General features: G+C 72.2%; 22 protein-coding genes and 4 pseudogenes. 17 read left to right on the forward strand and 9 right to left on the reverse strand.

Features of this window, described 5'->3' with window-relative positions:
- Positions 1 to 81 precede the first annotated feature (81 nt).
- Positions 82 to 257 (forward strand): annotated as a pseudogene (locus MDN94_RS17630) (FMN reductase); the annotation flags it as partial.
- Positions 258 to 307: 50 nt separating this feature from the next.
- Here MDN94_RS17630 and MDN94_RS17635 read toward each other — a convergent pair.
- Positions 308 to 892, reverse strand: a complete 585-nt coding sequence (locus MDN94_RS17635) for a TetR/AcrR family transcriptional regulator (RefSeq protein ID WP_482726699.1) — start codon at positions 890 to 892, stop codon at positions 308 to 310.
- Between the two features lie 140 nt (positions 893 to 1,032).
- Between MDN94_RS17635 and MDN94_RS17640 the strand changes: the two genes are divergently transcribed.
- Together MDN94_RS17640 and MDN94_RS17645 are read left to right on the forward strand one after the other, a co-directional pair.
- Entirely contained in the window at positions 1,033 to 1,863 is an 831-nt protein-coding gene (locus MDN94_RS17640; protein ID WP_482726700.1) for an SDR family NAD(P)-dependent oxidoreductase, read from the forward strand.
- Positions 1,860 to 2,909 (forward strand): DMT family transporter, encoded by a 1,050-nt coding sequence (locus MDN94_RS17645; protein WP_482726701.1) that lies wholly within the window; start codon positions 1,860 to 1,862, stop codon positions 2,907 to 2,909. The genes MDN94_RS17640 and MDN94_RS17645 overlap by 4 nt, the downstream gene beginning before the upstream one ends.
- A gap of 146 nt (positions 2,910 to 3,055) precedes the next feature.
- Here the strand turns inward: MDN94_RS17645 and MDN94_RS17650 are convergent.
- Positions 3,056 to 3,172: pseudogene (locus tag MDN94_RS17650) on the reverse strand (helix-turn-helix domain-containing protein); the annotation flags it as partial.
- Between the two features lie 93 nt (positions 3,173 to 3,265).
- Positions 3,266 to 4,612 carry a phenylacetate--CoA ligase PaaK gene (paaK, locus tag MDN94_RS17655; protein WP_482726702.1) on the reverse strand — a complete coding sequence of 449 codons (1,347 nt, stop codon included), beginning with the start codon at positions 4,610 to 4,612 and terminating at the stop codon, positions 3,266 to 3,268.
- 342 nt (positions 4,613 to 4,954) lie between these two features.
- Here paaK and paaN point away from each other — a divergent pair, with 342 nt between their 5' ends.
- From paaN to paaE, 8 genes and pseudogenes are all read left to right on the forward strand, one after another.
- A complete protein-coding gene (paaN, locus tag MDN94_RS17660) occupies positions 4,955 to 6,676 on the forward strand; it encodes a phenylacetic acid degradation protein PaaN (protein WP_482726703.1) in 1,722 nt (573 codons plus the stop codon).
- Positions 6,676 to 7,899, forward strand: a complete 1,224-nt coding sequence (locus tag MDN94_RS17665) for a thiolase family protein (protein WP_482726704.1) — start codon at positions 6,676 to 6,678, stop codon at positions 7,897 to 7,899. The genes paaN and MDN94_RS17665 overlap by 1 nt, the downstream gene beginning before the upstream one ends.
- 24 nt (positions 7,900 to 7,923) lie before the next feature.
- A pseudogene (locus MDN94_RS17670) lies at positions 7,924 to 8,170 on the forward strand (3-hydroxyacyl-CoA dehydrogenase family protein); the annotation flags it as partial.
- Positions 8,171 to 8,452: 282 nt separating this feature from the next.
- A complete protein-coding gene (paaA, locus tag MDN94_RS17675) occupies positions 8,453 to 9,439 on the forward strand; it encodes a 1,2-phenylacetyl-CoA epoxidase subunit PaaA (protein WP_482726705.1) in 987 nt (328 codons plus the stop codon).
- Complete coding sequence (paaB, locus tag MDN94_RS17680; RefSeq protein WP_441264725.1) at positions 9,436 to 9,729, forward strand: 1,2-phenylacetyl-CoA epoxidase subunit PaaB; 294 nt, start codon at positions 9,436 to 9,438, stop codon at positions 9,727 to 9,729. The genes paaA and paaB overlap by 4 nt, the downstream gene beginning before the upstream one ends.
- Positions 9,730 to 9,738: 9 nt before the next feature.
- Positions 9,739 to 10,569 carry a 1,2-phenylacetyl-CoA epoxidase subunit PaaC gene (gene paaC, locus MDN94_RS17685; RefSeq protein WP_482726706.1) on the forward strand — a complete coding sequence of 277 codons (831 nt, stop codon included), beginning with the start codon at positions 9,739 to 9,741 and terminating at the stop codon, positions 10,567 to 10,569.
- Positions 10,563 to 11,069, forward strand: a complete 507-nt coding sequence (gene paaD, locus MDN94_RS17690) for a 1,2-phenylacetyl-CoA epoxidase subunit PaaD (protein ID WP_482726707.1) — start codon at positions 10,563 to 10,565, stop codon at positions 11,067 to 11,069. The genes paaC and paaD overlap by 7 nt, the downstream gene beginning before the upstream one ends.
- Positions 11,069 to 12,190: a 1,2-phenylacetyl-CoA epoxidase subunit PaaE gene (gene paaE / locus MDN94_RS17695; protein WP_482726708.1), complete on the forward strand. Its 1,122-nt coding sequence runs from the start codon at positions 11,069 to 11,071 to the stop codon at positions 12,188 to 12,190. The genes paaD and paaE overlap by 1 nt, the downstream gene beginning before the upstream one ends.
- Before the next feature lie 143 nt (positions 12,191 to 12,333).
- Here paaE and MDN94_RS17700 read toward each other — a convergent pair.
- Positions 12,334 to 12,687 (reverse strand): annotated as a pseudogene (locus MDN94_RS17700) (thioredoxin domain-containing protein); the annotation flags it as partial.
- 151 nt (positions 12,688 to 12,838) lie between these two features.
- On the opposite strand from MDN94_RS17700, the gene MDN94_RS17705 reads away from it, so the two are divergent.
- The 5 genes from MDN94_RS17705 to MDN94_RS17725 all read left to right on the forward strand — a co-directional run bounded on the left by MDN94_RS17705 (position 12,839) and on the right by MDN94_RS17725 (position 17,566).
- Positions 12,839 to 13,576 (forward strand): SAM-dependent methyltransferase, encoded by a 738-nt coding sequence (locus tag MDN94_RS17705; protein WP_482726709.1) that lies wholly within the window; start codon positions 12,839 to 12,841, stop codon positions 13,574 to 13,576.
- 222 nt (positions 13,577 to 13,798) lie between these two features.
- The gene (locus tag MDN94_RS17710; protein ID WP_482726710.1) at positions 13,799 to 14,044 is read left to right on the forward strand and encodes a hypothetical protein; all 246 of its coding nucleotides are present in this window, start codon (positions 13,799 to 13,801) and stop codon (positions 14,042 to 14,044) included.
- Positions 14,041 to 15,261, forward strand: coding sequence for a lycopene cyclase family protein (locus tag MDN94_RS17715; RefSeq protein WP_482726711.1), 1,221 nt, complete (start codon positions 14,041 to 14,043; stop codon positions 15,259 to 15,261). Before MDN94_RS17710 ends, MDN94_RS17715 begins: the two co-directional genes overlap by 4 nt.
- Positions 15,258 to 16,001, forward strand: coding sequence for a class I SAM-dependent methyltransferase (locus MDN94_RS17720; RefSeq protein WP_482726712.1), 744 nt, complete (start codon positions 15,258 to 15,260; stop codon positions 15,999 to 16,001). The genes MDN94_RS17715 and MDN94_RS17720 overlap by 4 nt, the downstream gene beginning before the upstream one ends.
- The gene (locus tag MDN94_RS17725) at positions 15,998 to 17,566 is read left to right on the forward strand and encodes an FAD-dependent oxidoreductase (protein WP_482726713.1); all 1,569 of its coding nucleotides are present in this window, start codon (positions 15,998 to 16,000) and stop codon (positions 17,564 to 17,566) included. The genes MDN94_RS17720 and MDN94_RS17725 overlap by 4 nt, the downstream gene beginning before the upstream one ends.
- A 69-nt stretch (positions 17,567 to 17,635) precedes the next feature.
- On the opposite strand, the gene MDN94_RS17730 is transcribed toward MDN94_RS17725, so the two are convergent.
- The 5 genes from MDN94_RS17730 to MDN94_RS17750 all read right to left on the reverse strand — a co-directional run bounded on the left by MDN94_RS17730 (position 17,636) and on the right by MDN94_RS17750 (position 23,629).
- On the reverse strand, positions 17,636 to 18,643 hold the full coding sequence (locus MDN94_RS17730) for a DUF5914 domain-containing protein (protein ID WP_482726714.1): 1,008 nt from the start codon (positions 18,641 to 18,643) through the stop codon (positions 17,636 to 17,638).
- The gene (locus tag MDN94_RS17735) at positions 18,640 to 19,665 is read right to left on the reverse strand and encodes a phytoene/squalene synthase family protein (RefSeq protein ID WP_482726715.1); all 1,026 of its coding nucleotides are present in this window, start codon (positions 19,663 to 19,665) and stop codon (positions 18,640 to 18,642) included. Before MDN94_RS17735 ends, MDN94_RS17730 begins: the two co-directional genes overlap by 4 nt.
- A 9-nt stretch (positions 19,666 to 19,674) precedes the next feature.
- Complete coding sequence (locus MDN94_RS17740; protein ID WP_482726716.1) at positions 19,675 to 21,156, reverse strand: phytoene desaturase; 1,482 nt, start codon at positions 21,154 to 21,156, stop codon at positions 19,675 to 19,677.
- A complete protein-coding gene (locus MDN94_RS17745) occupies positions 21,153 to 22,331 on the reverse strand; it encodes a polyprenyl synthetase family protein (protein ID WP_482726717.1) in 1,179 nt (392 codons plus the stop codon). The genes MDN94_RS17740 and MDN94_RS17745 overlap by 4 nt, the downstream gene beginning before the upstream one ends.
- 284 nt (positions 22,332 to 22,615) lie before the next feature.
- The gene (locus MDN94_RS17750) at positions 22,616 to 23,629 is read right to left on the reverse strand and encodes a MerR family transcriptional regulator (RefSeq protein WP_482726718.1); all 1,014 of its coding nucleotides are present in this window, start codon (positions 23,627 to 23,629) and stop codon (positions 22,616 to 22,618) included.
- Positions 23,630 to 23,783: 154 nt separating this feature from the next.
- On the opposite strand from MDN94_RS17750, the gene MDN94_RS17755 reads away from it, so the two are divergent.
- Positions 23,784 to 24,389 (forward strand): RNA polymerase sigma factor, encoded by a 606-nt coding sequence (locus MDN94_RS17755; protein ID WP_482726719.1) that lies wholly within the window; start codon positions 23,784 to 23,786, stop codon positions 24,387 to 24,389.
- The last annotated feature ends 71 nt before the right edge of the window (positions 24,390 to 24,460 follow it).

A 24,460-nucleotide genomic window follows, 5' to 3' on the forward strand; every position in this document is an offset into this window, starting at 1 on the left:
TGCCGCCTCGGTGGCTGCGGGCGCGCACATTGATGACGGCCCCAGCGATGCGGATCAGGGCGCCGATGACGTCGTATCGGTCGGGCCGGCCCGGACGACGCCCCCGAGGTGACGGTGTTTCAGCGCTGTTGCCGGATGGAGGAGGCGCTCGCCAACGACACCCCGGTGACCCGGCGCTCCACGAGTCGCCGGACGAGGTGCGCGCCTGGCTGGCCGACGGGCATACGGCGGGGCCGTGGCGGGACGGGCGCCTGATCAGGCCGAGCGGCGAGGCCGCTGACTGCCACTCCTGGCTGCGGCTCTCGGGTCAGGTGCGTGGGCCGGCGCCGTGAAGCAGGGTGTCGATGATGCGGGTGGCGAGGGTGTCCGGGTCGGCGCCGTCCGCGTTGCCGTGCAGGGATTCCCCGATGAGCGCGTAGTAGACCCGGCGCACCCAGTCGAGGTCGGCCGCTTCGTCGATGAGCTTGTCGTCCTGGGCCCGCTTCAGCAGGGCGATGCAGCTGCGGGCAATGTCCTGATGGAGGACGGCGGCCTCGCCGTCCGGGTCCGCCGGCAGCTCCAGGGCGAACGCCCAGGCGCTCTTGACCTGAAGCACGTTGGCCGTGATCCGGTGCATCGCCACCAACGGCGGTGCGGTGTCCGGCCGGCCGTCGTCCACCGCCTGGGCGAGCTGGCGGGCCGCGGACGAGGCCAGCGCCTCGATCAGCGCCTGCCGGTTGGCGAACCGCCGGTGGATCGTCGTGCGGGCCACTCCCGCGGCCGCGGCGATCTGCTCCATGGAAGCTCCCGGCTCTTCGGCCAGCACCCGCTCGGCCGCTTCCAGGATCGCGCGCACGCTGCGCTCCGCGTCCGCCCGCAACCCTCTTGGCCCTCGTGCCGCCGTCTCGCCCATCACGCCTCCTGCTCCACCACTTATCCGAAAATACAATACATCGATGACGCCGTCCCTCGATTATCTGCATCAGCGCCGTTGCAGTTATATGAGTTGCTGATACATACTCCTCCCAGTTGCCCTCGACTGAAGGAGGACTCGTGTCCAGCACTGCCCTGATCACCGGAGCGTCGTCCGGCCTCGGCGCGGAGTTCGCCGCGCAGCTCGCCGCCAAGGGACACGATGTGGTCCTGGTGGCGCGCTCCGGCGACCGGCTTGCCGCCCTTGCCGAGCGCCTGATCGCCGAGCACGGCGTCCGCGCGCATGTGCTGGTCCAGGACCTCGCCGAGCCGGACGCGGCCCGCCGCATCGCCGACCGGCTGGCCGCCCGCGAGCTGAGCATCGACCTATTGGTCAACAACGCCGGCTTCGGGACCTGCGGCCGTTTCGAGGAGATACCCGGGGCCCGCGACCACGACCAGTTGATGGTCAATGTCGTGGCACTCGTCGACCTCACCCATGAGCTGCTGCCCGGCATGCTGGAGCGCGGCCGCGGCTCGGTCGTCAACGTCGCTTCCAACGCCGCCTTCCAGCCGTCCCCTTACTTCGCCGTCTACGGCGCGGCCAAGGCCTTCGTGCTGAACTTCGGTCTCGCTCTGCGTCAGGAGTACCGCCGTCGTGGCATCCGCGTGCTCACCTTGTGCCCCGGCCCGGTCGAGACCGCCTTCTTCGACACCATCGGCACTCGCCGGGCGGCCGTCACCGGCTCCATGACCACCCCGGAGCCTGTCGTACGCGCCGCGCTGCGCGCGTTGGAGCGCGACCGCGGCTATGTCGCCCCCGGATTCGGCAACGCCCTGGCCGCACACTTGACACCCCGTCGCCCCCGGACCCTGGTCGCGGCCATCGCCGAACGCGTCACGCGGAAGGTCCTGGCCACCTCGGCCGCTCCCTCGGCCGCCCCCTCGAAGTTGCCGGAGCACGCCGCATGAGAGCCTCCGCCGCCCCCGTCGGCGCCGCCTCGGCGATGTTGCTCGTCGGCACCTCGACCGCGGTCTCCGCCACCGTCGCCGACTACCCGGTCTTCGCCGGACAGGCCTTACGTTATGCGCTTGCCGCGGCGATCCTGCTGGCCGTCGTAGGCCACCGGCGCCTGCCCCGCGTGCGCCTGACGGCACGTGACGTCCTGCTGCTGATCGCGCTGGCCGCCACCGGTCTGGCGGGGTTCAACGTCTTCCTCGTAGAGGCCACCCGGCACGCCGGGCCCGCCATGATCGCCGCCGTGGTCGGAGCAGTCCCTCTCGTGCTCGCCCTCGTGGGCCCATTGATGGAACGCCGGCGCCCCGCGCCCCGCACCGTCGGTGCCGCACTCGTGGTGGCACTCGGCACAGCCGTCGCCGCCGGCCTCGGCTCGGGCAGCGTGACAGGCCTCCTGCTGTCCCTCGGTGCACTCGCCGGCGAGGTGGCATTCTCCCTGCTGGCCGTCCCTCTCCTACCCAAACTCGGCCCCCTGAGGGTCGCCGCCTATCCCGCCGCTCTGTCCGTACCCATGCTGCTGGCCGCGGGCCTCGCCCTGGACGGTACGGCCTCCCTGCGGCTGCCCACCCCCGGCCAAGCAGCCGGCTTCGGCTACCTCGGCGCGATCGTCACCGCGGCCGCCTTCTTCCTGTGGTACGACGCACTGCGCCGCCTCGGAGCCGACCGCGCGGGCCTCTTCGCCGGCCTCGTGCCGGTAGGCGCACTGCTCACCACCGTCGCACTCGGCCTCGGCCAGGCAGGCCCCGCCGACGTCACCGGTGCCCTGCTCGTCACAGTCGGCGTCGCCGTCGGACTTCGACAGCCCGCCCGCGCCCGTTCGGGAGGGGATCGCACCGTCCCGGAGCGGGTGTTCAGGAGTTGGTCCGATCACCCTCGCCGAGGCGGTATCGGGGCGGAACCGCGTGGAGCGTCGGTCGCAGCGCATCCGCCTCCCGGAGGTGCCGCCACCGACAAGGGCCGGGAGCCCCGCTCGTCGGGGGCCGGCGACAGACTGACGTAGGGCAGCTCTGAGGCGAGCACTTCGACGCTGCGTCGTACCACGTGCCGCAGCCGGGCCGTTGCCGAGGTGCCCGCCGGCAGTTCCTCGTCCAGCACGGCGAACAGCGAGTCCAGAGCACGGGTCACGGCGAGGGAGAGGAGCTCCTTCTTGCCGGAGAAGTGGTGGTAGATGCTCGACTTGCTCAGGCCGAGGCGCCGGGCAAGGTCTTCCATGCCGGTGCCGTCGCAGCCGCGCTCGTTGAAGACCGCGACCGCGACTTCCAGGAGGGAGTCACAGTCGTAGGCGGGTCGCTCCCCGCGCCGTGCGGGAGGTCCGGGGGCGGGTTGCTCATTCGTGCATTGTCGCGAGGTGGCAGGTCACCCCTGACGCTCATCCTTGATCCGGCGGAGTTTGCCGACGGAACGCTCCAGGGTCCCGGGCTCCACGATCACGACCTCCACGCTGACACCGACGCCGTCCTTCACGCCCTTGGCGATCGCGCGGGCGGCCGCCTCGCGCTGCTCCGGTGCCGTGCCCGTCCGGGACTCCACGCGGATGGTCATGTGGTCCATCCGCCCTCGTGTGCTCAGCAGGATCTGGAAGTGCGGGGCGACGCCGGGGGCGCGCAGCACCACCTCCTCGATCTGCGACGGGAAGACGTTCACGCCGCGCAGGATGATCATGTCGTCGGAGCGGCCGGTGATCTTCTCGATACGGCGGAAGCCGGGACGGGCGGTGCCGGGCAGCAGGCGGGTCAGGTCCCGGGTGCGGTAGCGGATGACGGGGAGCGCCTCCTTGGTCAGTGTGGTGAAGACGAGCTCACCGTGCTCGCCGTCGGCGAGGACGTCGTCCGTGATCGGGTCGACGATCTCGGGAAGGAAGTGGTCCTCCCACACGTGCAGGCCGTCCTTGGTCTCCACGCACTCCTGCGCCACGCCCGGGCCCATCACCTCGGACAGCCCGTAGATGTCGACGGCGTGGATGCCCATGCGCTCCTCGACCTCACGGCGCATCGCCTCGGTCCACGGCTCGGCCCCGAAGATGCCCACCTTCAGGGAAGTGGTGCGCGGGTCGACGCCCTGGCGCTCGAACTCGTCGAGCAGGGTGAGCATGTAGGAGGGGGTGACCATGATGATCTCGGGCTGGAAGTCCTGGATGATCTGGACCTGCCGGGCGGTCATTCCGCCGGACGCGGGGATCACGGTGCATCCGGCCCGCTCGGCGCCGTAGTGGGCGCCGAGGCCGCCGGTGAACAGGCCGTAGCCGTAGGAGATGTGGACCTTGTGCCCGGGACGGCCGCCGGCGGCGCGGATCGACCGGGCGACCACGTCCGCCCAGGTCGACAGGTCCTTCTCGGTGTATCCGACCACCGTCGGCCGACCCGTCGTGCCGCTGGAGGCGTGGATGCGCCGCACCTCGGAGGTGGGAACGGCGAACATGCCGAAGGGGTACGTGTCGCGCAGGTCGGCCTTGGTCGTGAAGGGAAACCGGGCCAGGTCGGACAGCGTCCGGCAGTCGTCGGGCGTCACGCCGGCCCGGTCGAACTTCTTGCGGTACAGGTCGACGTTGTCGTAGGCGTGCCGCAGTGTCCGGCGGAGACGGTGCAGCTGGAGGGCTTCCACCTCCTCGCGCGGCATCCGCTCGGCATCGTCCAGCAGCTTTGCCGGAAGGGGTTCACCGTGGCGGGGTCGGGCATCCACCGGTGCGGTCCGTTCGCTGGTCATCGCGGCTCCTCGAATTCTTGCTCCGGACGCTGCGGCCGCGACCGCGGAACTCCGCGAGCACTGTCCCGCCGCGCACGGCGCGTACCTCGTAGATGCCGCTGCCACCCGAATCGGGTGATCTCCCGGGCACCGGGCGTCGGCACGTCTTCCTCGAAGGCGCGCGCCACGGTCGTGACATCCGCTCCGGAGGCGACGGTGACCGGTCCGTGGCTGTTGCAGGCAGGCGAAGGCGGTGTCGGCAGACCACGACTTATACCATCTTGTATACCGACCGAACATTCGGTTAGCGTGCGGCAAGGTCAGTAATTCAAGCCGCGCCAGGGCCTGTCAAGAGGGAGTCATATGCATTACGCAGCCACTCAGGCGCCCGACCTCTTCGCGCGCCATCGCACCCTGCTCGAGCGAGCGGTGGCCGCGACGGAGAGCCGGGAGCACTGGACGCCCTATCCCGAGTCGCCCAGCAAGTCGGTGTACGGCGAGGACGCCGCGATCCTCGGGGAGGTGGCCTTCCGTGAGCAGATCGGCAGGCCGTTCGACCTGCCCGGACATCCGGCGGAGGGGCGCGTGGCGCCCGAGGAGCAGTCCCCGTACGGCTTCCCGCTTGGTATCAGCTACCCCCGGCTCTCGCCGGCCGCGGCCGTGGCCGCGGCCGTGGCCGCGGCCAAGGAGGCCACAGCGCCCTGGCGCGCCGCCGGCCCCGACACCCGCGCCGGAGTCGCCGCGGAGATCCTCGCCCGGCTGAACGCGGCGAGCTTCGAGAACGCCCACGCCGTGCAGCACACCACCGGCCAGGCGTTCGTCATGGCCTTCCAGGCGGGCGGCCCGCACGCCCAGGACCGGGGGCTGGAGGCCGTCGCCTACGCCTGGGCGGCGCAGAAGAAGCACCCGGCCGCCGCCCGCTGGAGCAAGCCGCAGCGCAAGGGCGGCGCGCTGGAGCTGGACAAGAAGTTCAGCCCCGTCGGCCGCGGCGTCTCGCTGCTCGTCGCCTGCAACACCTTCCCCACCTGGAACGGCTACCCGGGGCTGTTCGCCTCGCTCGTCACCGGCAACCCGGTCGTGGTCAAGCCGCACTCCGGTGCGGTGCTTCCCCTGGCGATCACCGTGCGCATCGCCCGCGAGGTGCTGGCCGAGGCCGGCTTCAGCCCCGACCTCGTCCTGCTGGTCGTCGAAGAGCCGGGCGGCCGGGACGCTGCGGCTCTCGCCCTCGACCCGGAGGTGCGGATCATCGACTTCACCGGTTCCACCGAGTTCGGCGACTGGCTGGAAGGCAACGCGCGCCAGGCCGTCGTGTACACGGAGAAGGCCGGCCTGAACACGGTCGTGCTCGACTCCACCGACGACTACCGGGGCCTGCTGGGCAACCTCGCCTTCTCGCTCTCCCTGTACAGCGGGCAGATGTGCACCACCCCGCAGAACCTGCTGATCCCGCGGGAGGGCATGGCCACCGACCAGGGCCCGCGGACGGCGGACGAGTTCGCCGCCGACCTTGCCGCCGCGGTGGACAAGCTGCTGGCCGACCCCGCGCGCGCCGCCGGCACCCTCGGCGCGATCGTCAACGACGGTGTACGCGACCGGCTGAAGGACGCCGCCGGCGTCGGCATTACGGTGCGCGCGTCCGCGTCCGTCGCACACCCCGAGTACGCCGAGGCCGACGTGCGGACCCCGCTCGTGGCGCGGCTGGACGCGGAGACCGACCGGGAGACGTACACCCGTGAGTGGTTCGGGCCGGTGTCCTTCGTGATCGGCACCGACTCCACCCGGCACAGCCTGGACCTGTTCCGGGCGACGGTGCGCGAGCACGGCGCGCTGACCGCCGCCGTCCACTCCACCGACGAGGACGTGCTGTCCGCCGCCGAGGAAGCCGCGTTGGACGCCGGTGTCCACCTCTCCGAGAACCTCACCGGCCAGGTCTTCGTCAACCAGTCCTCCGCCTTCAGCGACTTCCACGGCAGCGCCGCCAACCCGGCGGCCAGCGCCACTCTCTCCGACGAGGCCTTCGTAGCCGGCCGCTTCGCCGTGCTGCAGTCCCGCCGCCCCGTAGTCACCGTCGAGGAGTCCGCCTGATGTCCGAAGACGTCTATCTGATAGACGGGGCGCGCACCCCGCAGGGCCGCTACGGCGGAGCCCTGGCATCCGTCCGCCCCGATGATCTGGCGGCCCTGGTGGTCGGCGAGGCCGTGCGCCGCTCCGGCATCCCCGCCGAAGCCGTGGACGAGGTGATCCTCGGTGCGGCCAACCAGGCGGGCGAGGACAACCGGGACGTGGCCCGTATGGCGGTCCTGCTGGCCGGGCTGCCGCACACCGTGCCCGGCTACACCGTCAACCGGCTCTGCGCCTCTGGACTGACCGCGGTCGCCTCGGCCGCCCAGGCGATCCGCGCCGGCGAGGCCGACGTGGTCGTCGCGGGCGGCGCGGAGTCGATGACCCGCGCGCCCTGGGTGATGCAGAAGCCCGGGACCCCGTGGGCCAAGCCGGGGGAGGTGCAGGACACCTCACTGGGCTGGCGGTTCACCAACCCCCGCTTCACGGCCTGGGACCGGGCCGTCCCCTCCGGCGCCGGACCCGACACGGTGAAGCACACCCTGTCGATGGGCGAGACCGCCGAAGAGGTCGCCGCGCTCGACGGCATCACCCGCGCCGAATCGGACGCCTTCGCGCTGCGCAGCCACCAGCGGGCCGTCGCGGCCCAGGAGGCGGGGCGCTTCGACCGTGAGATCGTTCCCGTCCCGGTCAAGGACGGCGAGGTCACGCGGGACGAAGGCCCCCGCCCCTCGACCACGCTGGAGAAGCTCGGCACGCTCCGCACCATCTTCCGCGAGGACGGCATCGTCACCGCCGGCTCCGCCTCGCCGCTGTCGGACGGCGCCGCGGCCCTCGTCGTGGCGAGCGCGGCGGCCGTGGAGCGGTACGGGCTCACCCCGCGGGCCCGGATCGTGACCTCCGCCTCGGCCGGTGTCCAGCCCCACATCATGGGGCTCGGACCGGTCCCCGCCACAGAAAGGGTTCTTGCCCGCGCCGGCTGGCGGACCGCGGACCTCGACGCAGTCGAGCTGAACGAGGCGTTCGCCGCCCAGGCCATCGCTGTGATGCGCCGTCTCAAGCTGGACGAGGACAAGGTCAACGCCGACGGCGGCGCCATCGCACTGGGGCATCCCCTCGGCTGCTCGGGCGCCCGCATTCTGCTGACCCTGCTGGGGCGTCTGGAGCGGGAGGACGCCCGCAGGGGTCTGGCGACTCTCTGCGTCGGCGTCGGCCAGGGCGTCGCCATGCTGGTGGAGAGGGTGTGAGCGCCAGGGCCCACGAGACCCGGGGCCATCCGGATGGTCGAGGAAGGGGTGGCCGCGCCCGAGGCGATCGACGCCGCGATGAGCCTCGGCCACAAGCACCCCATGGGTCCCCCTCCGTCTGACCGATCTGGTCGGCCTGGACGTGCGCCCGGCCCTCCCGGAACACCTGCACGCCACACCGGGTGACCGGTTCGCCCCGCAGCGCCTGCTGGGCGAGAAGGTCGCCCGCGGCGAACTCGAGATCGGCCAGGGGTTCTGCACATGGCGGTGAGGGGAGCGGCACAGGCCGGCGGACGCACCGTCGCGTACGCCCTGCGGGACGGCGTCGCCGTCGTCGGACCGCGCCGGCCGCCGGAGGCCGTGGCGCGGGAGAGGCCCGGGTGGACGGGGGACCACCGGGGTGCCGTCCGTGCCTTCCTCGAAGGAAGGCCACCCGCCCTCACCGGGGAAAACGGCGTTCAACGGAATTGACCGCACTCCGGCACTTGCCGGAACCCGGGCACCTCGGCATATCATCTACCGAACGAATGGTCGGTAGGGATCGGTGGTACAGATGACTGCACAGCAGGCCGGCTCATCGGCCGGAATCGACGCTCCCCCCGCGCTTCAGGAGTACTTCGAGTCGACGATCGCGCGGGACCAGCGGATCGAACCGCGCGACTGGATGCCCGAGGGCTACCGGAAGACGCTGATCCGACAGGTTGCGCAGCACGCCCACTCGGAGATCATCGGCATGCAGCCGGAGGGGGACTGGATCACCAAGGCGCCGTCCCTGCGGCGCAAGGCGATCCTGTTCGCCAAGGTGCAGGACGAGGCGGGACACGGCCTGTACCTGTACTCGGCGGCGGAGACGCTGGGCGTGGACCGCGCGGATCTGACCGAGCGGCTGATCGAGGGCCGCCAGAAGTACTCGTCGATCTTCAACTACCCGACCCCGTCGTTCGCCGATGTCGGCGTGATCGGCTGGTTCGTGGACGGCGCGGCGATCTGCAACCAGGTGCCGCTGTGCCGCAGCTCCTACGGGCCGTACGCGCGGGCGATGGTCCGGATCTGCAAGGAGGAGTCCTTCCACCAGCGGCAGGGCTACGAACTGCTGATGACGATGATGCGCGGCACCGAAGCGCAGCGGGAGATGGTGCAGGACGCGGTGAACCGCTGGTGGTGGCCGTCCCTGATGATGTTCGGCCCGCCGGACGACAGCTCGCCCAACTCCGCGCAGTCGATGGCGTGGAAGATCAAGCGGCACAGCAACGACGAACTGCGCCAGCGGTTCGTCGACATGACCGTCCCGCAGGCGGAGAAGCTCGGCGTCACCCTGCCCGACCCGGAGCTGCGCTGGAACGCCGACCGCGGCCACCACGACTTCGGCACCCCCGACTGGGACGAGCTGATGCGGGTCATCAAGGGCGGCGGTCCGTGCAACGCCGAGCGGATCCAGCGGCGGCGCGCCGCGCATGAGGAAGGCAACTGGGTGCGGGAAGCCGCTGCCGCGCACGCGGCCAAGCAGGCGGCCCGCGCGGAGAAGGGAGTCGCGGCATGACCGGCGAGAAGCGGGACTGGCCGCTCTACGAGGTGTTCGTCCGAGGCAAGCGCGGGCTGAATCACGTCCATGTCGGCTCGCTGCACGCGGCCGACGACCGGATGGCGCTCACCCACGCCCGGGACCTGTACACCCGGCGCAACGAAGGCGTGTCCATATGGGTGGTGCGCAGCGAGCACATCGCTGCCTCCACCCGCGACGAGAAGGATCCGTTCTTCGAGCCCAGCGCGGACAAGGTCTACCGCCACCCGACCTTCTACGACATCCCCGACGACGTCCCCCACATCTAGGAGCAGGGCATGAGCGACGACCACGTCTACATGACCCTCGCCGAGGGCCATGAGGACGACGCCCGGTGGGCCTACGGCACCGGCTTCGAGGACCCGTTGCACGGCGTGGACACCACCGTCCCGGACGGCGTCGACGCCGCGGAGCTCGCCGCGCAGTGCGTGGCTCTCGGTGACGACGCGCTGGTGAGCGCGCAGCGGCTGGCGGAGTGGACCACCCGGGCCCCTGAGCTGGAGGAGGAGGTGGCGCTGGCCAACATCGGCCTGGACCTGCTCGGGCAGGCCCGCCTGCTCTACTCGCGCGCCGGACAGGTCGACGGCACGGAACGCGGCGAGGACGCCTACGCCTACTTCCGTGACCCCGACGACTTCCGCAACGTGACCCTCGCCGAACTGCCCGGCGGCGACTTCGCGTTCACCATGGCGCGGCTGCTGGTGCTGTCCAGCTGGCGGCTGGCCCAGTTCGTGGGGCTCACCGACTCGTCCGACCCGGTGCTCGCGGCCGTCGCGGCCAAGGGCGTGAAGGAGCTGACGTACCACCGCCAGTACGCTGCCGAGTGGGTGGTCCGGCTCGGTGACGGTACCGAGGAGTCGCACCGCCGTATGCAGGACGGGCTCCAGCAGGTGACCGCGTACCTGGACGAGCTGTTCGACGCCCACGACGCCCGGGACGAGGTCCTCGCCGTGCTCCGGCAGATCGCCGACGCGGCGGGTCTCGCCCTGCCGCAGACGGCCCCCGCCGCCGAGGGACCGGGCCGCCAGGGCCGGCACACGGGCCACCTCGCCCCGCTGCTCGCAGAGCTGCAGTCCGTGGCGCGTGCTCATCCGGAGGCGACATGGTGACCACACTCACGCAGGCCCGGCACATCGCCGAGCAGGTACCGGACCCCGAGCTGCCCATGCTCACCCTCGCGGACCTCGGTGTACTGCGCGAGGTCGTGGTCGGCGACGACGGAACGGTCGTCGCGAGCCTCACCCCGACCTACTCCGGCTGCCCGGCGATGGCCGAGATGCGGGCCGGGGTGGCCGCGAGGCTGAAGGCTGCCGGTTTCGCGCGTGTGGAGGTCCGCACGGTGCTCGACCCGCCGTGGACCACGGACTGGATCACCCCCGAAGGACGGCGCAAGCTCGCCGAACACGGCATCGCACCGCCCGGCCCGGCACCGCGCCACGCGTCCGGTCCGGTACCACTCACGCTGTCGCCGATGCGGCGCCAGGTGATGTGCCCGCGCTGCGGCTCGGCGGACACCGAGGAGAGCTCCCGGTTCGGTGCCACCTCGTGCAAGGCGCTGTGGCGCTGCCGGGCCTGCCGCGAGCCGTTCGAGTACGTCAAGGAGATCTGATGGCAGACCTGTCGGCCCTCGCGGGCGCGACCCCCGCCCCCGGGCGCCGCAACGCGCGTCGTCGCCCGGCCTTCCGCCCGCTGCGGGTGGCTTCCGTGCAGCGACTGTGCGAGGACGCGGCGGCGGTGAGCTTCGACATCCCCGACGAGCTGGCAGAGGAATTCGCCTTCGCGCCCGGCCAGTCGCTCACCCTTCGCCGCCAGGTGGAGGGGCGTGACGAGCGGCGCTCGTACTCGATCTGCTCCCCGGTCGGCACCCGGCTTCGCATCGGCGTGCGTGTGGTGCCCGGCGGGCTCTTCTCCTCCTGGCTTGTGGACGAGGTCATGCCTGGGGACGTCGTAGAGGTGATGGCTCCGACCGGTCTCTTCACCCCGGACCTGTCCACGTCCGGTCATCATGTCCTCGTCGCGGCCGGCTCGGGCATCACTCCGATGATGTCCATCGCGGAGTCGGTCCTCGCCGCCGACGAACGCTCCCGCGTCACCCTGTTCTACGGCAACCGCCGCACCGACTCGGTGATGTTCGCCGACGAGCTGGCCGACCTGAAGGACCTCTATCCCGACCGTTTCCAGCTCGCGCACGTGCTGTCCCGCGAGCCGCGCGAGGCGGAGCTGCTGACCGGACGGCTGGACGCCGAGCGGCTGGCGGCCCTGATCGACGGGCTGGTCGACGTGTCCGAGGCCGACCACTGGTGGCTGTGCGGCCCGCACGGCATGGTCCGCGACGCCCAGAAGGTCTTGGCCGCACTGGGGGTCCCCGACGAGCGGATCCACCAGGAACTGTTCTTCGCGGGTGAGGAGCCGGCCGCACCGGTACGCCGCGAGGACCGCGGGCCCGACGGGCCGGTCAGCACGGTCACTGTCGTCCTGGACGGCCGCTCCACCTCCTCTCCGCTGCCGCGTGAGGAAACCCTTCTCGACTCGGCCTCGCGGGTGCGGCCCGACCTGCCGTTCGCCTGCAAGGGCGGCGTCTGCGGCACCTGCCGGGCCCTGGTCACCTGCGGCGAGGCGGACATGCGCCGCAACTACGCGCTCGAACCGGCGGAGGTCGACGCGGGTTACGTGCTGACCTGCCAGTCGTTCCCCGTCTCCGACACGCTGACCGTCGACTTCGACAGCTGAGAAGCGAACGGTCGCTCCTCGTCCGGAGGTCGCGGGCGGTGTGGGCCCGCGCGACGATCGTGCGTCGGCCGACGGGGGCCGACAGGACGGTCCGCGGTGGCCGGGCCGCACCCGCGGACGTCTGTGACGGAGTGCCCCTCCTCTCACGCGTGCCGGGGGAGCTGTTCCTGCAGCCACGCAGGATCAGGGTGTGTGTGCGGCCGGCCCGCCACGACGACGGTCGGCACGGTCTCGTTGCCGTCTTTGGCTGTCCTCACCGCTACCACGCCGGGAGGGTCATGCCAGATGTGGACCCAGTGCAACCGGCGGGCGCCGCGGCCCGACCGGATGCGCAGTCGCAGACAGTACGTGCGGCGCGGCCTCCAGCGGACGACCGGCCGGCCGTCGACCGCACTGCGGCGTTGTGCCTCCACCGCACTGATCGACCTGAGGAAGACCAGGGACGAGTCCACGCCTGCGAGCAGAACGCATACCAGCAGGAGTCCCGGGGCCGAGCCCGGCCGTTGAACATTTGCCCGGCCGCGACATGGGGGCTGTTTCGCGGGGCTCGGCGCCGTTCGCGAGGAACGGGACGTGAGCGTGAGTGGTGGCCAGTTCACTGCGAAAATGGAGGTGCGCGCGGACTTTCGGCGGTGTCAGGCTGCGCCGGTGAATCGTGAACGAATGTCCAGCATCGCTCATGCCAATCATCCGATCCGGTCTCCCCTCGACGACGATTCGGTGCGCGAACTGCTCGAGCGCGGGATGTCCCGACCCGACGCGCGTGTGCTCGATCTCGGCTGCGGAGGAGGAGAGTGGCTCCTTCGCGCCCTGTCCATTCACCCTCGATTGCTTGCCGAGGGCGTCGACATCTCCGAAGACGCACTGGCACAAGCCCGCGAGGCCGCGAGCAGCCTCGGCGTCCGGGAACGTCTGGTACTCCACCACGAGGCAGCCGCCGACTTCGTCTCCGCGCACGCGTTCGACCTGGTGCTCAGCGTCGGCGCCGCCCACGCCTTCGGCGGTCTGCTCCCCACTCTCGCGGCGGCACGCAGGCATCTGGCTCCGGGCGGTCGCGTCCTGGTCGGAGACGGATTCTGGGAGAAAGAGCCTTCACCGGAAGCCGTTGAGACGCTCGGCGACTTCGCCGACCTGGCGACCACCTTGGACCGGGTGACTGCTGACGGGTGGACGCCCGTCCACGGCCACGTCAGCACCCGCCGGGAACTGGACGACTACGAATGGGCATGCTGGGGATCGATGGCTGCGTGGGCCCTGGATCATCCTGATGATCCGGACAGTGCCCGACTTCTCTCGACAGCCGCTACCCGCCGCTCGGAATGGCTGCGTTCCTACCGGGACAGCTTCGGCTTCGTCTGCCTGGTCCTGCGCCGGACCTCCGACTGAGCTCGTCGACCGCCCCCGTGCCGACGGGCGCCTTGCTCCAGGTCGGCGCTGCCGATGAGGATGCGGTGATCAGAGCAGCGGCGGGCCTTCAGCCGCGCCGGCCTGTCGGTGTCCGCCGCGTCCCCGTCCGCACCGCTCTGCATCCGGGGAAGCCGGGCACGCGGAAGTCCCAGCGTGCCGAAGTGCGGCGGGCTCGGGACCCGGCGCGGACAAGGAGCGTGCATGGACATCGCCGGGGTGCATCGCCATGAACGGGGGAGACGGGGCCACCGGGCCGCCGAGGCGTGGCCGGGACGTCGGGACACGGGTTTCGCCACGCGGGCCGTGTCGGGAAAACCGCCCACGATGCCGCCGCCGGGCAGACTCGACGCAGCAGTGCACATGGTGGTCGAAGCGATGGCAGGCGAGGCGCACATGGTGTCCGCGAAAGCCGACGGAACCCACGTCCCCGGCAAGGAGGGCGGATGAGGCACGCACGGATCGCCACGGACGTGGTGATCGTCGGCGGCGGGGCGGCGGGGCTGTCACTCGCACACGCGCTGACGGCGCCCGGCGCCGCCCGCCCCGTCCCCCTGGCGCTGGTGGACACGTCGAGGCCGTCGCTGCGTCCGGCGGAGCGCACCTGGTGCTTCTGGCAGGAGGGCCCCGGCGACTTCGAGGACGCTCAGGTCGCGAGCTGGCGGCGGCTGCGCGTCCGTGGCCGGGACGGTGAGGTCGTCGAGGGCGAACTCGGATCGCTGCGCTACCGGATGCTCCGCTCTGACGCCTTCGAGGCCCTGGTCGGACCGCGGCTGGCCGCGCTTCCTCACGTGCGGCTGGTGGAGGCGACAGCGGAGACGGTGCGCAACGTGGCCGGCGGCGCGGAAGCCCTGTGCGTCACGGCGCGAGGGGATCGCATCACGGTGCGGGGCCGGTACCTGTTCGACTCCCGCCCCGCCCGGTCGCTGCCCCCGGCCCGCAGCACCCTGCTGCAGCACTTCAGAGGCTGGTTCGTCCGCACCTCGGCTCCGGCCTTCGACGAGGAGGTCGTGGAGCTGATGGACTTCAGGGTGCCTCAGCCCGCCCGCGGGCTCGCGTTCGGATACGTCCTCCCGCTCGGCCCGAGGGACGCGCTCGTCGAGTACACCCAGTTCTCCCGGACCCCGTTGTCGCAACCGGAGTACGAGGCGGCTCTCGGGCAGTACACCCGCGACATCCTGCGCCTCGGGCCGTTCGAGGTGCGCTCCGTCGAAGCGGGTGTCATCCCGATGACGGACGCGCGGTTCGCCCGCCGGATCGGCCCCGCCGTGTACCGCATCGGCGCCGTGGGAGGCGCCACGAGGCCGGCGACCGGCTACACGTTCTCCGCCGTCCAGAGGCAGAGCAAGGCCGTCGCCGCCGCGCTGCGTGACGGCAAGGAGGCCCGGCTGCCGGCGCCCCACGGGCGCCGCGCCCTGGCCATGGACGCCGTGATGCTGCGCGCCCTGGACTCCGGACGCGTCAACGGCCCGGACTTCTTCACCCGGTTGTTCCGGCGCATGCCCGTCGAACGGGTGCTGCGGTTCCTCGACGGCCGCAGCGCACTGTGGGAGGACGTGCTCCTCGGCTTCGCCACACCCGTCGGCCCCATGCTCCGTACCGCGGTGGAACTGCCCTTCCTGCCGCGGAAGCCCTTCCCCTCCACACGCGAAGAGAGCACCGGATGACGCTGATGCGCGACGCGGATCTGGCAGAAGCCTTCGACCATGCCGCCGCCGGGTACGACCGACTCGTCGGCCTCAACGCCGGCTACCACGCGGACCTCAGACGTTCGGCACGGCGGCTCCGCCTGCCCGGCGGCGGCGCGGGCCGGCACATCCTCGACATCGGGTGCGGTACGGGCGCCTCGACGGCGGCCCTGCTGCGAGCCGCCCCGCTCGCCCGGATCACCGCCGTCGACGCCTCCGAGGGCATGCTCGAACGGGCAGCGGCCAAACGCTGGCCCCCCGGTGTGACCTTCGTGCACTCGCCGGTGGAGCGCCTGACCGCCGCCGGGGTCACCGGGCCCTTCGACGCGGTCTTCGCGGGCTACCTCTTCCGTAACGTTGCGGATCCCGACGCCGTGCTGGCCGCGGTCCACTCGGCTCTGCGCCCCGGCGGCAGACTCGCGGTCCACGAATACTCCCTGAGCGGGTCGGCCGGACACCGGGCTCTCTGGTCGGCCGTGTGCCGGGCGGTCATCATCCCGGCCGGCACCGTCACCGGCGACAGGGACCTGTACCGCTACCTCCATCGCAGCGTGCTGGAGTTCGACACCGCGCCTGCCTTCGCCGCACGGCTCGGTGCCGCCGGATTCGAGGACGTCCGCGTGCTGCCGGTCCCCGGATGGCAGACCGGTATCGTCCACACCTTCGTGGGCCGTCGCTCCCGAAGCGGCCCGGGGCGCGGAAAGGCAGGGGCCCGATGATCCGCTACGGCGTCCGCGACGGGGCGGCTCCCCGCAGGGGGCGGGACCGGAAGGCGCAGGTGCTGACGGCGGCGCCGGGCCTGCGCCGGGTCCACGGACCGCCGCCACGGGCAGCGGTCGTCGGAGCCGGTATCGCCGGCTTGGCAGCCGCGACGGCGCTGGCTGAAAGAGGCGTCAGGGTCACGCTCCACGAGCGCGGAGCCGGCCTCGGCGGCCGCCTGGCAGGCTGGCGGACCGAGCTCGCCGACGGCAGCCGGGTGACGATGAGCCGCGGCTTTCACGCCTTCTTCCGCCAGTACTACAACCTGCGCGGCCTGCTCCGCCGTGCGGACCCCTCGCTCTCCGTCCTCCGCCCGCTGCCGGACTACCCCTTGCGCCATCGCTCCGGCCTCACCGACAGCTTCGCCCATGTGCCCCGCACGCCACCCTGGAGCGCCCTCGGGTTCGCCGCACTCAGCCCGACCTTCGGGTGGCGGGACCTCGCCGCCATGCGGCCGGGCGCGGCCCTCCCGCTTTTCGACGTGCGTGTGCCCGACGTGTACGAGCGCTTCGACACCGTCAGCGCCCAGGACTTCCTCGACGCGGTCAACTTCCCCCCGGCGGCGCACCACCTCGCGTTCGAGGTGTTCTCCCGCAGCTTCTTCTCCGACCCTCGGGAACTGTCCGCGGCCGAACTGCTGCTGATGTTCCACATCTACTTCCTCGGCTCCTCGGAGGGACTGCTCTTCGACGTGCCCGACGACCCGTTCCCGCAAGCGCTCTGGGAGCCGCTGGGCCGTTACCTCGAACGCTCGGGTGCGGACATCCGGACCGGCTCGCCCGTCGACTCCGTCCGCCCGTCGGGCGGCACGGCGCTCAGCGTCGATGCCGACGGCACCTCCACCGAGTACGACGCCGTCGTGCTCGCTCTGGACGTGACGGGCCTCAAGCGATTGGTCGAGGCGTCGCCGGGACTGGGGAACGAGGCGTGGCGGGCCGGGATCGCGGCCCAGCGGACCGCGCCGCCCTTCTTGGTGTCCCGACTGTGGCTCGACCGTCCCGTGGGCCGGTGGCGGCCCGGTTTCCTCGGCACGAGCGGCTTCGACGGCCTCGACAACGTGAGCGTGCTGGACCGCTGGGAGGGGGAGGCGGGCCGCTGGGCCCGGCGCACCGGCGGCGCTGTCGTGGAACTGCACGGTTACGCGGTCGACGAGTCCGCCGACCGTCACGCCGTCGAAAGGAGACTGCTGCGGCAACTCCACGAGGTCTACCCGGAGACCGCTGAGGCCCGGGTCGTCGACGCCCGGCACGAATGGCGTGCGGACTGCCCTCTGTTCCCCGTCAAGGGCTACCCGTCCCGCCCGACGGTGCGCACGCCCCACCCCGCTCTGACGATGGCCGGCGACCTGGTTCGCACCGACCTCCCGGTCGCCCTCATGGAGCGTGCCGCCACCACCGGGTTCCTCGCCGCCAACTCGCTGCTGGAGCGCTGGGGCGCGGCCGGTCACCCGCTGTGGACGGTGCCTCGCAGGGGACGTTCGCGACTGCTCCGGAGCATGGCCGCCCGGTTCGCCGACATCGACTGAGCCATCGGTTCCAGGGGCAGCGGGCCGGGTGCCGGGCCGGCGTCCGGCAGGGCGGCCGAACCGACCGGATCAGCCCGGGAATCGACCCGTGCTGCGCAGCAGCCGGCGCCGTTCCGCGTACGCGAGGTCGTCGCGCCACAGGCGCCCCGCCGCCCACCGGATCAGCGGCCGAAGCGCAGGGGCCGCCGCCCGTGCCACGGCGAACCCACGCCGATCGGAGACGGCGACGACGGCTTCGATCACCGCCGTACGCGGACTGCCGTCAGGGCCGGGGCCCAGCGGCGTGGCGTGCGTCTCCACGACGGACGTCGCGCCCTCGCCCTCGGTGATGCGCATGACGACCGTGCGCGGTTCGGGCGCGGTGAACTCCGCCCGCACGGGAACGACAAGCCGACCGGCGAGCTTGAACGACACGTCGACGGTGAACGCGTCCTCGTCCGCGTCGCCCTCCGGCACCCGCACGACGGCCAGATCCACGAAGGAGTACGGGTGGAACCAGGACCCGTGCCACGGGTCGAGGCGGTTGGCCACCACGTCCTCCGGCTCGCAGCGGCCCACGGCGGTGAACACGGCGTCGACAGTGCCGCCGCTCGGACGCGGCGGCACCACCGGCCGGTCGAGCGGCGGCTCCCCGCCGAGGTCGTCGAGACGCACCCAGCAGAGCACGCCGTCGTCATGGGCGGGGTACGGGTCCCAGCCGGCGAACGGACTTCCGTCCAGGGACAGTCCGTGCCAGTGGCAGACCACGCTGCCGCACACGATCCGGCTGTCCCGCAGGGGGGCGCCGAGGTGCGGACAGGCGCCCGGCCCGGCCCTCAGCCCGCCCGAGGCGGTGCGCCAGGCGACGACCTCCACGCCGCCGATCGTCCGCCCGAACGGGTGCCCCTCGCTGCCGATCTCCCGCGAGGCGCCGATGACGTACCAGTTGCCGGAGGGCCGTGCCGCCGAGCGCTTCAGCGCGTCCGCGATGAGCGACGGCCTGGCCTCGCGCCATGTCGGCGTCTGCTGTTCCCAGCGGGTCCGGCGCCGCGACCGCACGGGCAGGGTGTACCGCAGGGGTCCCCGAGGCCCCGTCATGCTCCGTACCTCCCGGGGCCCGTGGCGGGCGACCTGTCTGCCAGTGCGGCCGGGCGCGACTTGAGGGCGTGCTCCGGCGACCGCCGGGGTTGTGGGCGCAGGCGCGTCGTCAGAATCCGTACGAGTCCGTCCAGTGCTACGGCGGCGCGGCGCCTCCGTGGTACCACCGACCGTCGCTGCACCACGGCGTAGCCGTCGTCGGCGATGGCGTCGAGGATCCCTCCGTACAACGTGTAGGCCGTCCGGATGCAGGGCCGGGCGCGCGGCTCGAGCATGTCGATGCCCGGTCGTGCCTCCCGGTAGACGCTCCGGGTGAGCTCGGCGGCGGCTTCGAGCGCGGCGCGGATCCTGGGGTCCGGCTTGCCGGTGGCGCGGCTCCACTCCAGCAGAGCGCGATCCGCACCATGGGCGGCGAGCAGGTCGGCGGGCAGGTAGACCCGCCCGCGGTCGAGGTCCTCGCCGACGTCCCGCAGGAAGTTGGTGAGCTGGAACGCGACCCCCAGCGCGGCCGCGTGCGGTGCCGCTACCTCCTTCGGCACCACGGTGCCGAGCACAGGCAGCATCTGCAGGCCGATGACGGCGGCGGACCCGTGCATGTACGACCTGAGGTCCTCGTAGGTGGCGTAGTCCGTGACCGTGAGGTCCTGCCGCATGGAGGCCACGAAGTCCGAGAAGTGCTCGTGGGGGATGGCGTAGGCCCTGGCCGTGTCGGCCACAGCCCGCACGACGGGTTCGCTGCTCCGGCCGGTCCGCAGCCCCGAAGCGAGTTGGCTCTCCAGCCGCGCGAGCAGCAGGTCCCGCGCCTCTGGTGTGCGGACGCGGGCCGGATCGTCCACGATGTCGTCGGCCCAGCGTGCGAAACCGTACAGTGCGTGGACAGCCGGACGCCGGTGGACCGGCAGCAGCCGGGTGGCGAGGAAGTAGGTCTTGCCGTGACGGGCGTTGAGCCGCCGGCAGTGCTGGTACGCCGCTCGCAGCCCCGGGTCCGAGATCCGCGCCGCGTCCAGTTCACGTCGTGTCATGACCGCCTCTCACTGTCCGCTGATGCGGGACGCCGCCAGCTTTCCGCTGACGAGCACGGTGGGTACGCCTACACCCGGAGTCGTTCCGCAGCCGGCCAGCACGGCGTTCTCGACGCCGGTGACCAGGTTGCGTGGCCGGAACGGGCCGGTCTGCGCGAAGGTGTGGGCCGCGGAGAACGGAGTTCCCGCAGCGTGACCCTGTGCCGTCCAGTCGGCTGGAGTGATCAACTGCTCCTCCTCGATCGCGTCGCCGAACCCGTCCAGACCGCGCTTCTCCAGCACGCTGACGATGCTGTCGCGGTATCGGGGGGCCAGGGAACGCCATGCGTCCGCCGACGGGCCGACGGTTGTGTTGGGGCAGGGCGCGAGCACGTAATGCAGATGCCGGCCCTCGGGCGCCAGCCGCGGCTCGTGGGCCGTGGGCCGGGTGATGAGCAACGACGGGTCGCTCATGAGCTGCCCCGTGCGTGTGATCTCGTCGAACGTCCGCTCCCAGGCGTGTCCGAACGAGATGGTGTGGTGGGCAAGGCCCGGCCAGCTGCGGCGCGTGCCCGCGTGGAGGATCACCGCGGAGGGGGAGTGCGTCACCCGTACCGGCCGGCGCGGTGTGCGTCCCAACAGGCGGTAGGCCACGGGCAGATCGGGTGTGAGGACCACCGCGTCGCACGGCAGCCGCTCCCCGTCGCCGAGGCGCACGGAGGTGACGCGTCCGGCGGACATCGTGAGTTCCGTGACCTCGGTGCCGTAGCGGAACTCGGCTCCGGCGTCGCGGGCGGCGTCCGCCATAGCCATGGGCAGCGCGTGCATGCCTCCCTTGGGGAAGTACACGCCGGCGACCGTGTCCATGTAGGCGATGACGGCGTAGGCGGCGAGCGCACGGGCGGGCGGCACGCCCGCGTAGAGCGACTGGAACGAGAAGACCCTGCGCAGCCTGGGGTCTTTGACGTACCGGCCGATCTGCGCGTCCAGCCGGCCGAAGCCGCGTAGGGCGGCCAGCCGCGCCAGATCCGGGTGCAGCAACTGGAACGGCGAGTCGAAGTTCGTGTCGATGAACCGTCGCATCTGTGCTTCGTAGAGCGACCGCAGCCATTGCCGGAGCCTCAGGTAGCCGGCGGCCTCGGCCGGGCCCGCGAAGGCGCGGACCTCCTCGGCCATCGCCTCCCCGTCCGTGTGCACGTCGAGGCCCGATCCGTCGGCGAACTGCGCCCGGTAGGCAGGGTGCAGGGGGATGAGCTCGACCCGGTCCGCGAGCGAGTCGCCCACCGCGGCGAACGCCTCCTCGGCGAGGTGCGGCATCGTGAGGACCGTCGGACCCGTGTCCAGGAGATAGCCGCCCAGCCGCGCGCGCCCCGCCCGGCCGCCGGCCTGGTCCGACCGTTCCACCACGGTGACCCGGCGGCCGCTGCCCAGCAGATGCAGCGCGGCGGCGAGGCCGGACAGCCCGGCACCGACGACGACCACGCGGTCGGTGCGACCGGGAACGGTTTTCATGGAGTGTCCTCCTCGTGCGGCGAGGTCGGCCCCGCCGCTGTGCGGATCAGACTGCCGAGCGCCGCGACGGCGGCGGGGTCACCGGGCAGCGCGGCCAGACGGCGTTCACTGAGGTGGACCAGCCGGCTGATCCTCGCTTCCACGACCCGCCGGGCGCCTGTGCTCTCCAGGGCGGCCCTTGCGTCCCGTACCTGAGCGTCCGTCAGCGTCGGGCCGGGCGCTCTCAGGGCCGCGGCGGCCGCCGCGGGCCCGGACTCGTCGGCCAGCCGCAGCGCGACGGCGCGCAGGTAGGTCAGCTTCTTGTCCCGCAGGTCGTCGTCGGCGGGCTTGCCCGTGCGCCGCGGATCGCCGAACACACCCAGGAGGTCGTCCCTGAGCTGGAAGGCGATGCCCGCGGGCCGGCCGGCCGACCGCAGGGCGTCCGTCGTACGGTCGGTGGCTCCGGCGAGGGCGGCGCCGAGCGCGAGGGGACGCTCGACGGTGTAGAGGGCGCTCTTGAGGCAGGCGATACGGACGGCCTGGTCCACCGCCGTGGAGCCGGTGGCCGCCGCGCGGATGTCGAGGTACTGGCCCGCGACCATCTCCGACCGCATGGCGCGCCATTCCCGCTGAAGGCGGGCGCCCTGTGCGGAGGCCAGCGCGGTGGCGGTCAGCAGATCGTCGGCCCAGGCGAGGGCCAGATCCCCGGCGAGGACGGCCCCGGCGGTCCCGAAGGACGCGGGGCAGCCGGACATGCCTGCCGCGGAGTGCTGTTGCGCGAAATCCTCGTGGAGGGCGCGGGCACCACGGCGGGTCGGTGAGCGGTCCATGAGGTCGTCGTGGACCACGGCACACGTCTGGATCAGCTCCAGCGCAGCTGCGACGCGGAGCACGTTCTCCGTCTCCGCTCCCTCGGCCGGGCCGCCGCAGGCCCTCCACCCCCACCAGAGGAACCGGGCCCGAAGACGCTTGCCGCCGCGCAGGGCGATGTCGCGCACGCGCCCCGCGACCTCCTCGGCGAACACCGCGTCGGTCCGCCGGGCGTCCTCCAGACGCTCGCCCAGGTGATCCCGGAGAACGGCCTCCACGGCGTCGACCACACAAGGGCGGGGCCGCTCCGGGGAGATGCCCCTGAGGGGGCGGCCTTCGCCGCCGGTTGCGCCCATGTCGTCCTCGGTCGCCTGGATACCGAGCATGCGGGCCCCCTTCCGGGCGTCGCGACTGTCTCGAACACCGCCACTTCCGCCACGAAGGCGTCCTTGGATGCGCCGAGTCGTCCGCCGCCCTTCCAAGAACGGCCGCGAGCCTGGTCGGCGGCCTTCCGTTCCGTGGTCCTGCGGCACCGTTCCAGGAACGGTGCAGTCAGGTGCCTCGGGCGGCCCGGCTGGTCCTCGCTCGTTGGTTGCCTCTCGCCAGGCAACCACCGAAGGCGGGGCACCGCCTCGTGAGGAGGGGGGACGCTGCTCCGAACAGGGACCGGTCAGCGGCCGAGCACCGAGGCGACCGTGTCCACCGCCTCACGGAGCCCGAGCGGGTGCAGCGTTCCGGGCACGAGGGGCGCCGTCCATCCCGGGCCCACGGTCAGCACCACCGGCTGCCGGCGTGCCCCCCTCACACCCCAGGTCATGTGCGCGACGTGCTGGGCGAGCGGTCGGCTCGCCGTCGTCCGGGACTGTGCCCAGAGCGCGACGGCGCTCGGGCCGGTTCGGCGGACCGCCTCGATCAGGGCCTCGGCGGGCAGTGCGGCGCCGAACATGCGCACCGGCAGCCCCCGCTCGCCGAGGGCCGCTGCGAGGGCCTCCAGCGGCAGGGTGTGGGTCTCGCCGGGGACGCAGGCGAGCACCACGGGATCCGCGGTCGAGCCTTCGTCGGGGACGGCCCGGCGGCGGTGCAGGGCGCTGGAGACGTGCCACGACAGCAGATGCTCCACCTCGACGTACTTCTCGCCCGACCTCTCCCATTTACGGCCGACGGCCCTCAGCGTCGGGACGACGACCTCCGTCCATGCCGCCACGATGCCGTGCTCGGCGATCACCGCTTCCAGCAGGCGGTCGACGGCGTGCGAATCGAGGCGCAGCGCCGCGCGGGCGAGCCCTTTGCATTCCACCCGGGCGTCCCCCAACTGCAGGCCGCTTCCGGCACGCCGGCGCGCCGTGGAACGCTGCGGGGCCGGACCGCCGGGGCCGGGAACGCTTCCCCCGCCGTCGACGCCGGGGGACTTCGTCTCCGGCGCGGTACGTGTCTCCGCGCGAGCGACGCGGGCGGCCTCGGCCGGCGGCAGGCCCGCGTTGGTGAGGGCACACATGCGCTCGAGGAGCGCCAGGTCAGCGGCGGTCCACCGCCGGTGCCTGCCGCCCTCGTGCGCGGCCGGCCCGATGCCGTACCGCTGGTCCCAGGAGCGCAGCGTGGTGGGCGCCACGCCGAAGCGGCGCGCCACCGCGCCGGTGGTGAGGCCGGCCTCCGTTCCCGGGTGCCAGTCGTTCGTACGGTTCACACGGCCAGCATACGACGCACAAACGACGCATGTTGCTTGCGTCGTTTCTGTCGTCGAACACTGGGCCCGTCGCGCAATGGCGTGAACCACGAGGTCACCTGACCGTATCGGGGCCGCGGTAGCACGAACGGTCGCCCGACGGAGGGAGCGCAGCATGAGTGCAACGCCGGTGAAGGTGCCCGCAAGCACCCTGTACGCACCCGTCGAGGAGACGAGGGAGTCCGAGCGGCTCGCCCAAGGACTGCTGCTCGGGGACGAGCAGGCGTTCGCCGCGATCTATCGCCGGTGGGGGGCCATGGTGCACACCATGGCCACTCGCTCCCTCGGTGATGCCAAAGAAGCCGAGGACGTCACCCAGCAGGTCTTCCTCGCGGCGTGGCGGGGACGGGCGGGCTTTCGCCCGGAGCGCGGACCGCTGGGCGCCTGGCTGGTCGGTATAACCCGGCGCAAAGTCGTGGACGCACTGGCGGCACGTACGCGCAGGGCCCGGATCGCCGGCGCCGCGGCGGCCGAGATGCCGGCCACGGAACCGCGGGAGACGACCCCTGACGCGGTCCTCGACCGGGTGCTCGTCGCGGACGAACTGCGCAGACTGCCTCCGGCGCAACGGGAAATCCTCGCCCTGGCGTTCTACGGCGACCTCACCCAGGTCCAGATCGCGCATCGTACGGGCATGCCGCTGGGCACGGTGAAGAGTCACGCCCGGCGCGGAATGCACCTGCTGCGCCGCCGTGTCGAGGATGCACGTCTCCGGTATTGACAGCCGCATGCGGCCACGGTCACGCGATCCGTCCGGCTTTGTCCGTGTCCGCCGGGTCCGGTGGCATCCGC

Source organism: Streptomyces sp. WAC00040, assembly GCF_056835925.1.

Excerpts from the sequence above, each read along its gene's own strand:
- paaD (WP_482726707.1), top strand. The coding sequence starts at position 10,563 with ATGGTGACCACACTCACGCAGGCCCGGCACATCGCCGAGCAGGTACCG.
- MDN94_RS17635 (WP_482726699.1), bottom strand. The coding sequence starts at position 892 with ATGGGCGAGACGGCGGCACGAGGGCCAAGAGGGTTGCGGGCGGACGCG.
- MDN94_RS17645 (WP_482726701.1), top strand. The coding sequence starts at position 1,860 with ATGAGAGCCTCCGCCGCCCCCGTCGGCGCCGCCTCGGCGATGTTGCTC.
- MDN94_RS17730 (WP_482726714.1), bottom strand. The coding sequence starts at position 18,643 with ATGACGGGGCCTCGGGGACCCCTGCGGTACACCCTGCCCGTGCGGTCG.
- paaN (WP_482726703.1), top strand. The coding sequence starts at position 4,955 with ATGCATTACGCAGCCACTCAGGCGCCCGACCTCTTCGCGCGCCATCGC.
- MDN94_RS17665 (WP_482726704.1), top strand. The coding sequence starts at position 6,676 with ATGTCCGAAGACGTCTATCTGATAGACGGGGCGCGCACCCCGCAGGGC.
- MDN94_RS17755 (WP_482726719.1), top strand. The coding sequence starts at position 23,784 with ATGAGTGCAACGCCGGTGAAGGTGCCCGCAAGCACCCTGTACGCACCC.
- paaB (WP_441264725.1), top strand. The coding sequence starts at position 9,436 with ATGACCGGCGAGAAGCGGGACTGGCCGCTCTACGAGGTGTTCGTCCGA.
- paaE (WP_482726708.1), top strand. The coding sequence starts at position 11,069 with ATGGCAGACCTGTCGGCCCTCGCGGGCGCGACCCCCGCCCCCGGGCGC.
- MDN94_RS17715 (WP_482726711.1), top strand. The coding sequence starts at position 14,041 with ATGAGGCACGCACGGATCGCCACGGACGTGGTGATCGTCGGCGGCGGG.
- paaA (WP_482726705.1), top strand. The coding sequence starts at position 8,453 with ATGACTGCACAGCAGGCCGGCTCATCGGCCGGAATCGACGCTCCCCCC.
- MDN94_RS17720 (WP_482726712.1), top strand. The coding sequence starts at position 15,258 with ATGACGCTGATGCGCGACGCGGATCTGGCAGAAGCCTTCGACCATGCC.
- MDN94_RS17745 (WP_482726717.1), bottom strand. The coding sequence starts at position 22,331 with ATGCTCGGTATCCAGGCGACCGAGGACGACATGGGCGCAACCGGCGGC.
- paaK (WP_482726702.1), bottom strand. The coding sequence starts at position 4,612 with ATGACCAGCGAACGGACCGCACCGGTGGATGCCCGACCCCGCCACGGT.
- MDN94_RS17740 (WP_482726716.1), bottom strand. The coding sequence starts at position 21,156 with ATGAAAACCGTTCCCGGTCGCACCGACCGCGTGGTCGTCGTCGGTGCC.
- MDN94_RS17710 (WP_482726710.1), top strand. The coding sequence starts at position 13,799 with ATGGACATCGCCGGGGTGCATCGCCATGAACGGGGGAGACGGGGCCAC.
- paaC (WP_482726706.1), top strand. The coding sequence starts at position 9,739 with ATGAGCGACGACCACGTCTACATGACCCTCGCCGAGGGCCATGAGGAC.
- MDN94_RS17735 (WP_482726715.1), bottom strand. The coding sequence starts at position 19,665 with ATGACACGACGTGAACTGGACGCGGCGCGGATCTCGGACCCGGGGCTG.
- MDN94_RS17725 (WP_482726713.1), top strand. The coding sequence starts at position 15,998 with ATGATCCGCTACGGCGTCCGCGACGGGGCGGCTCCCCGCAGGGGGCGG.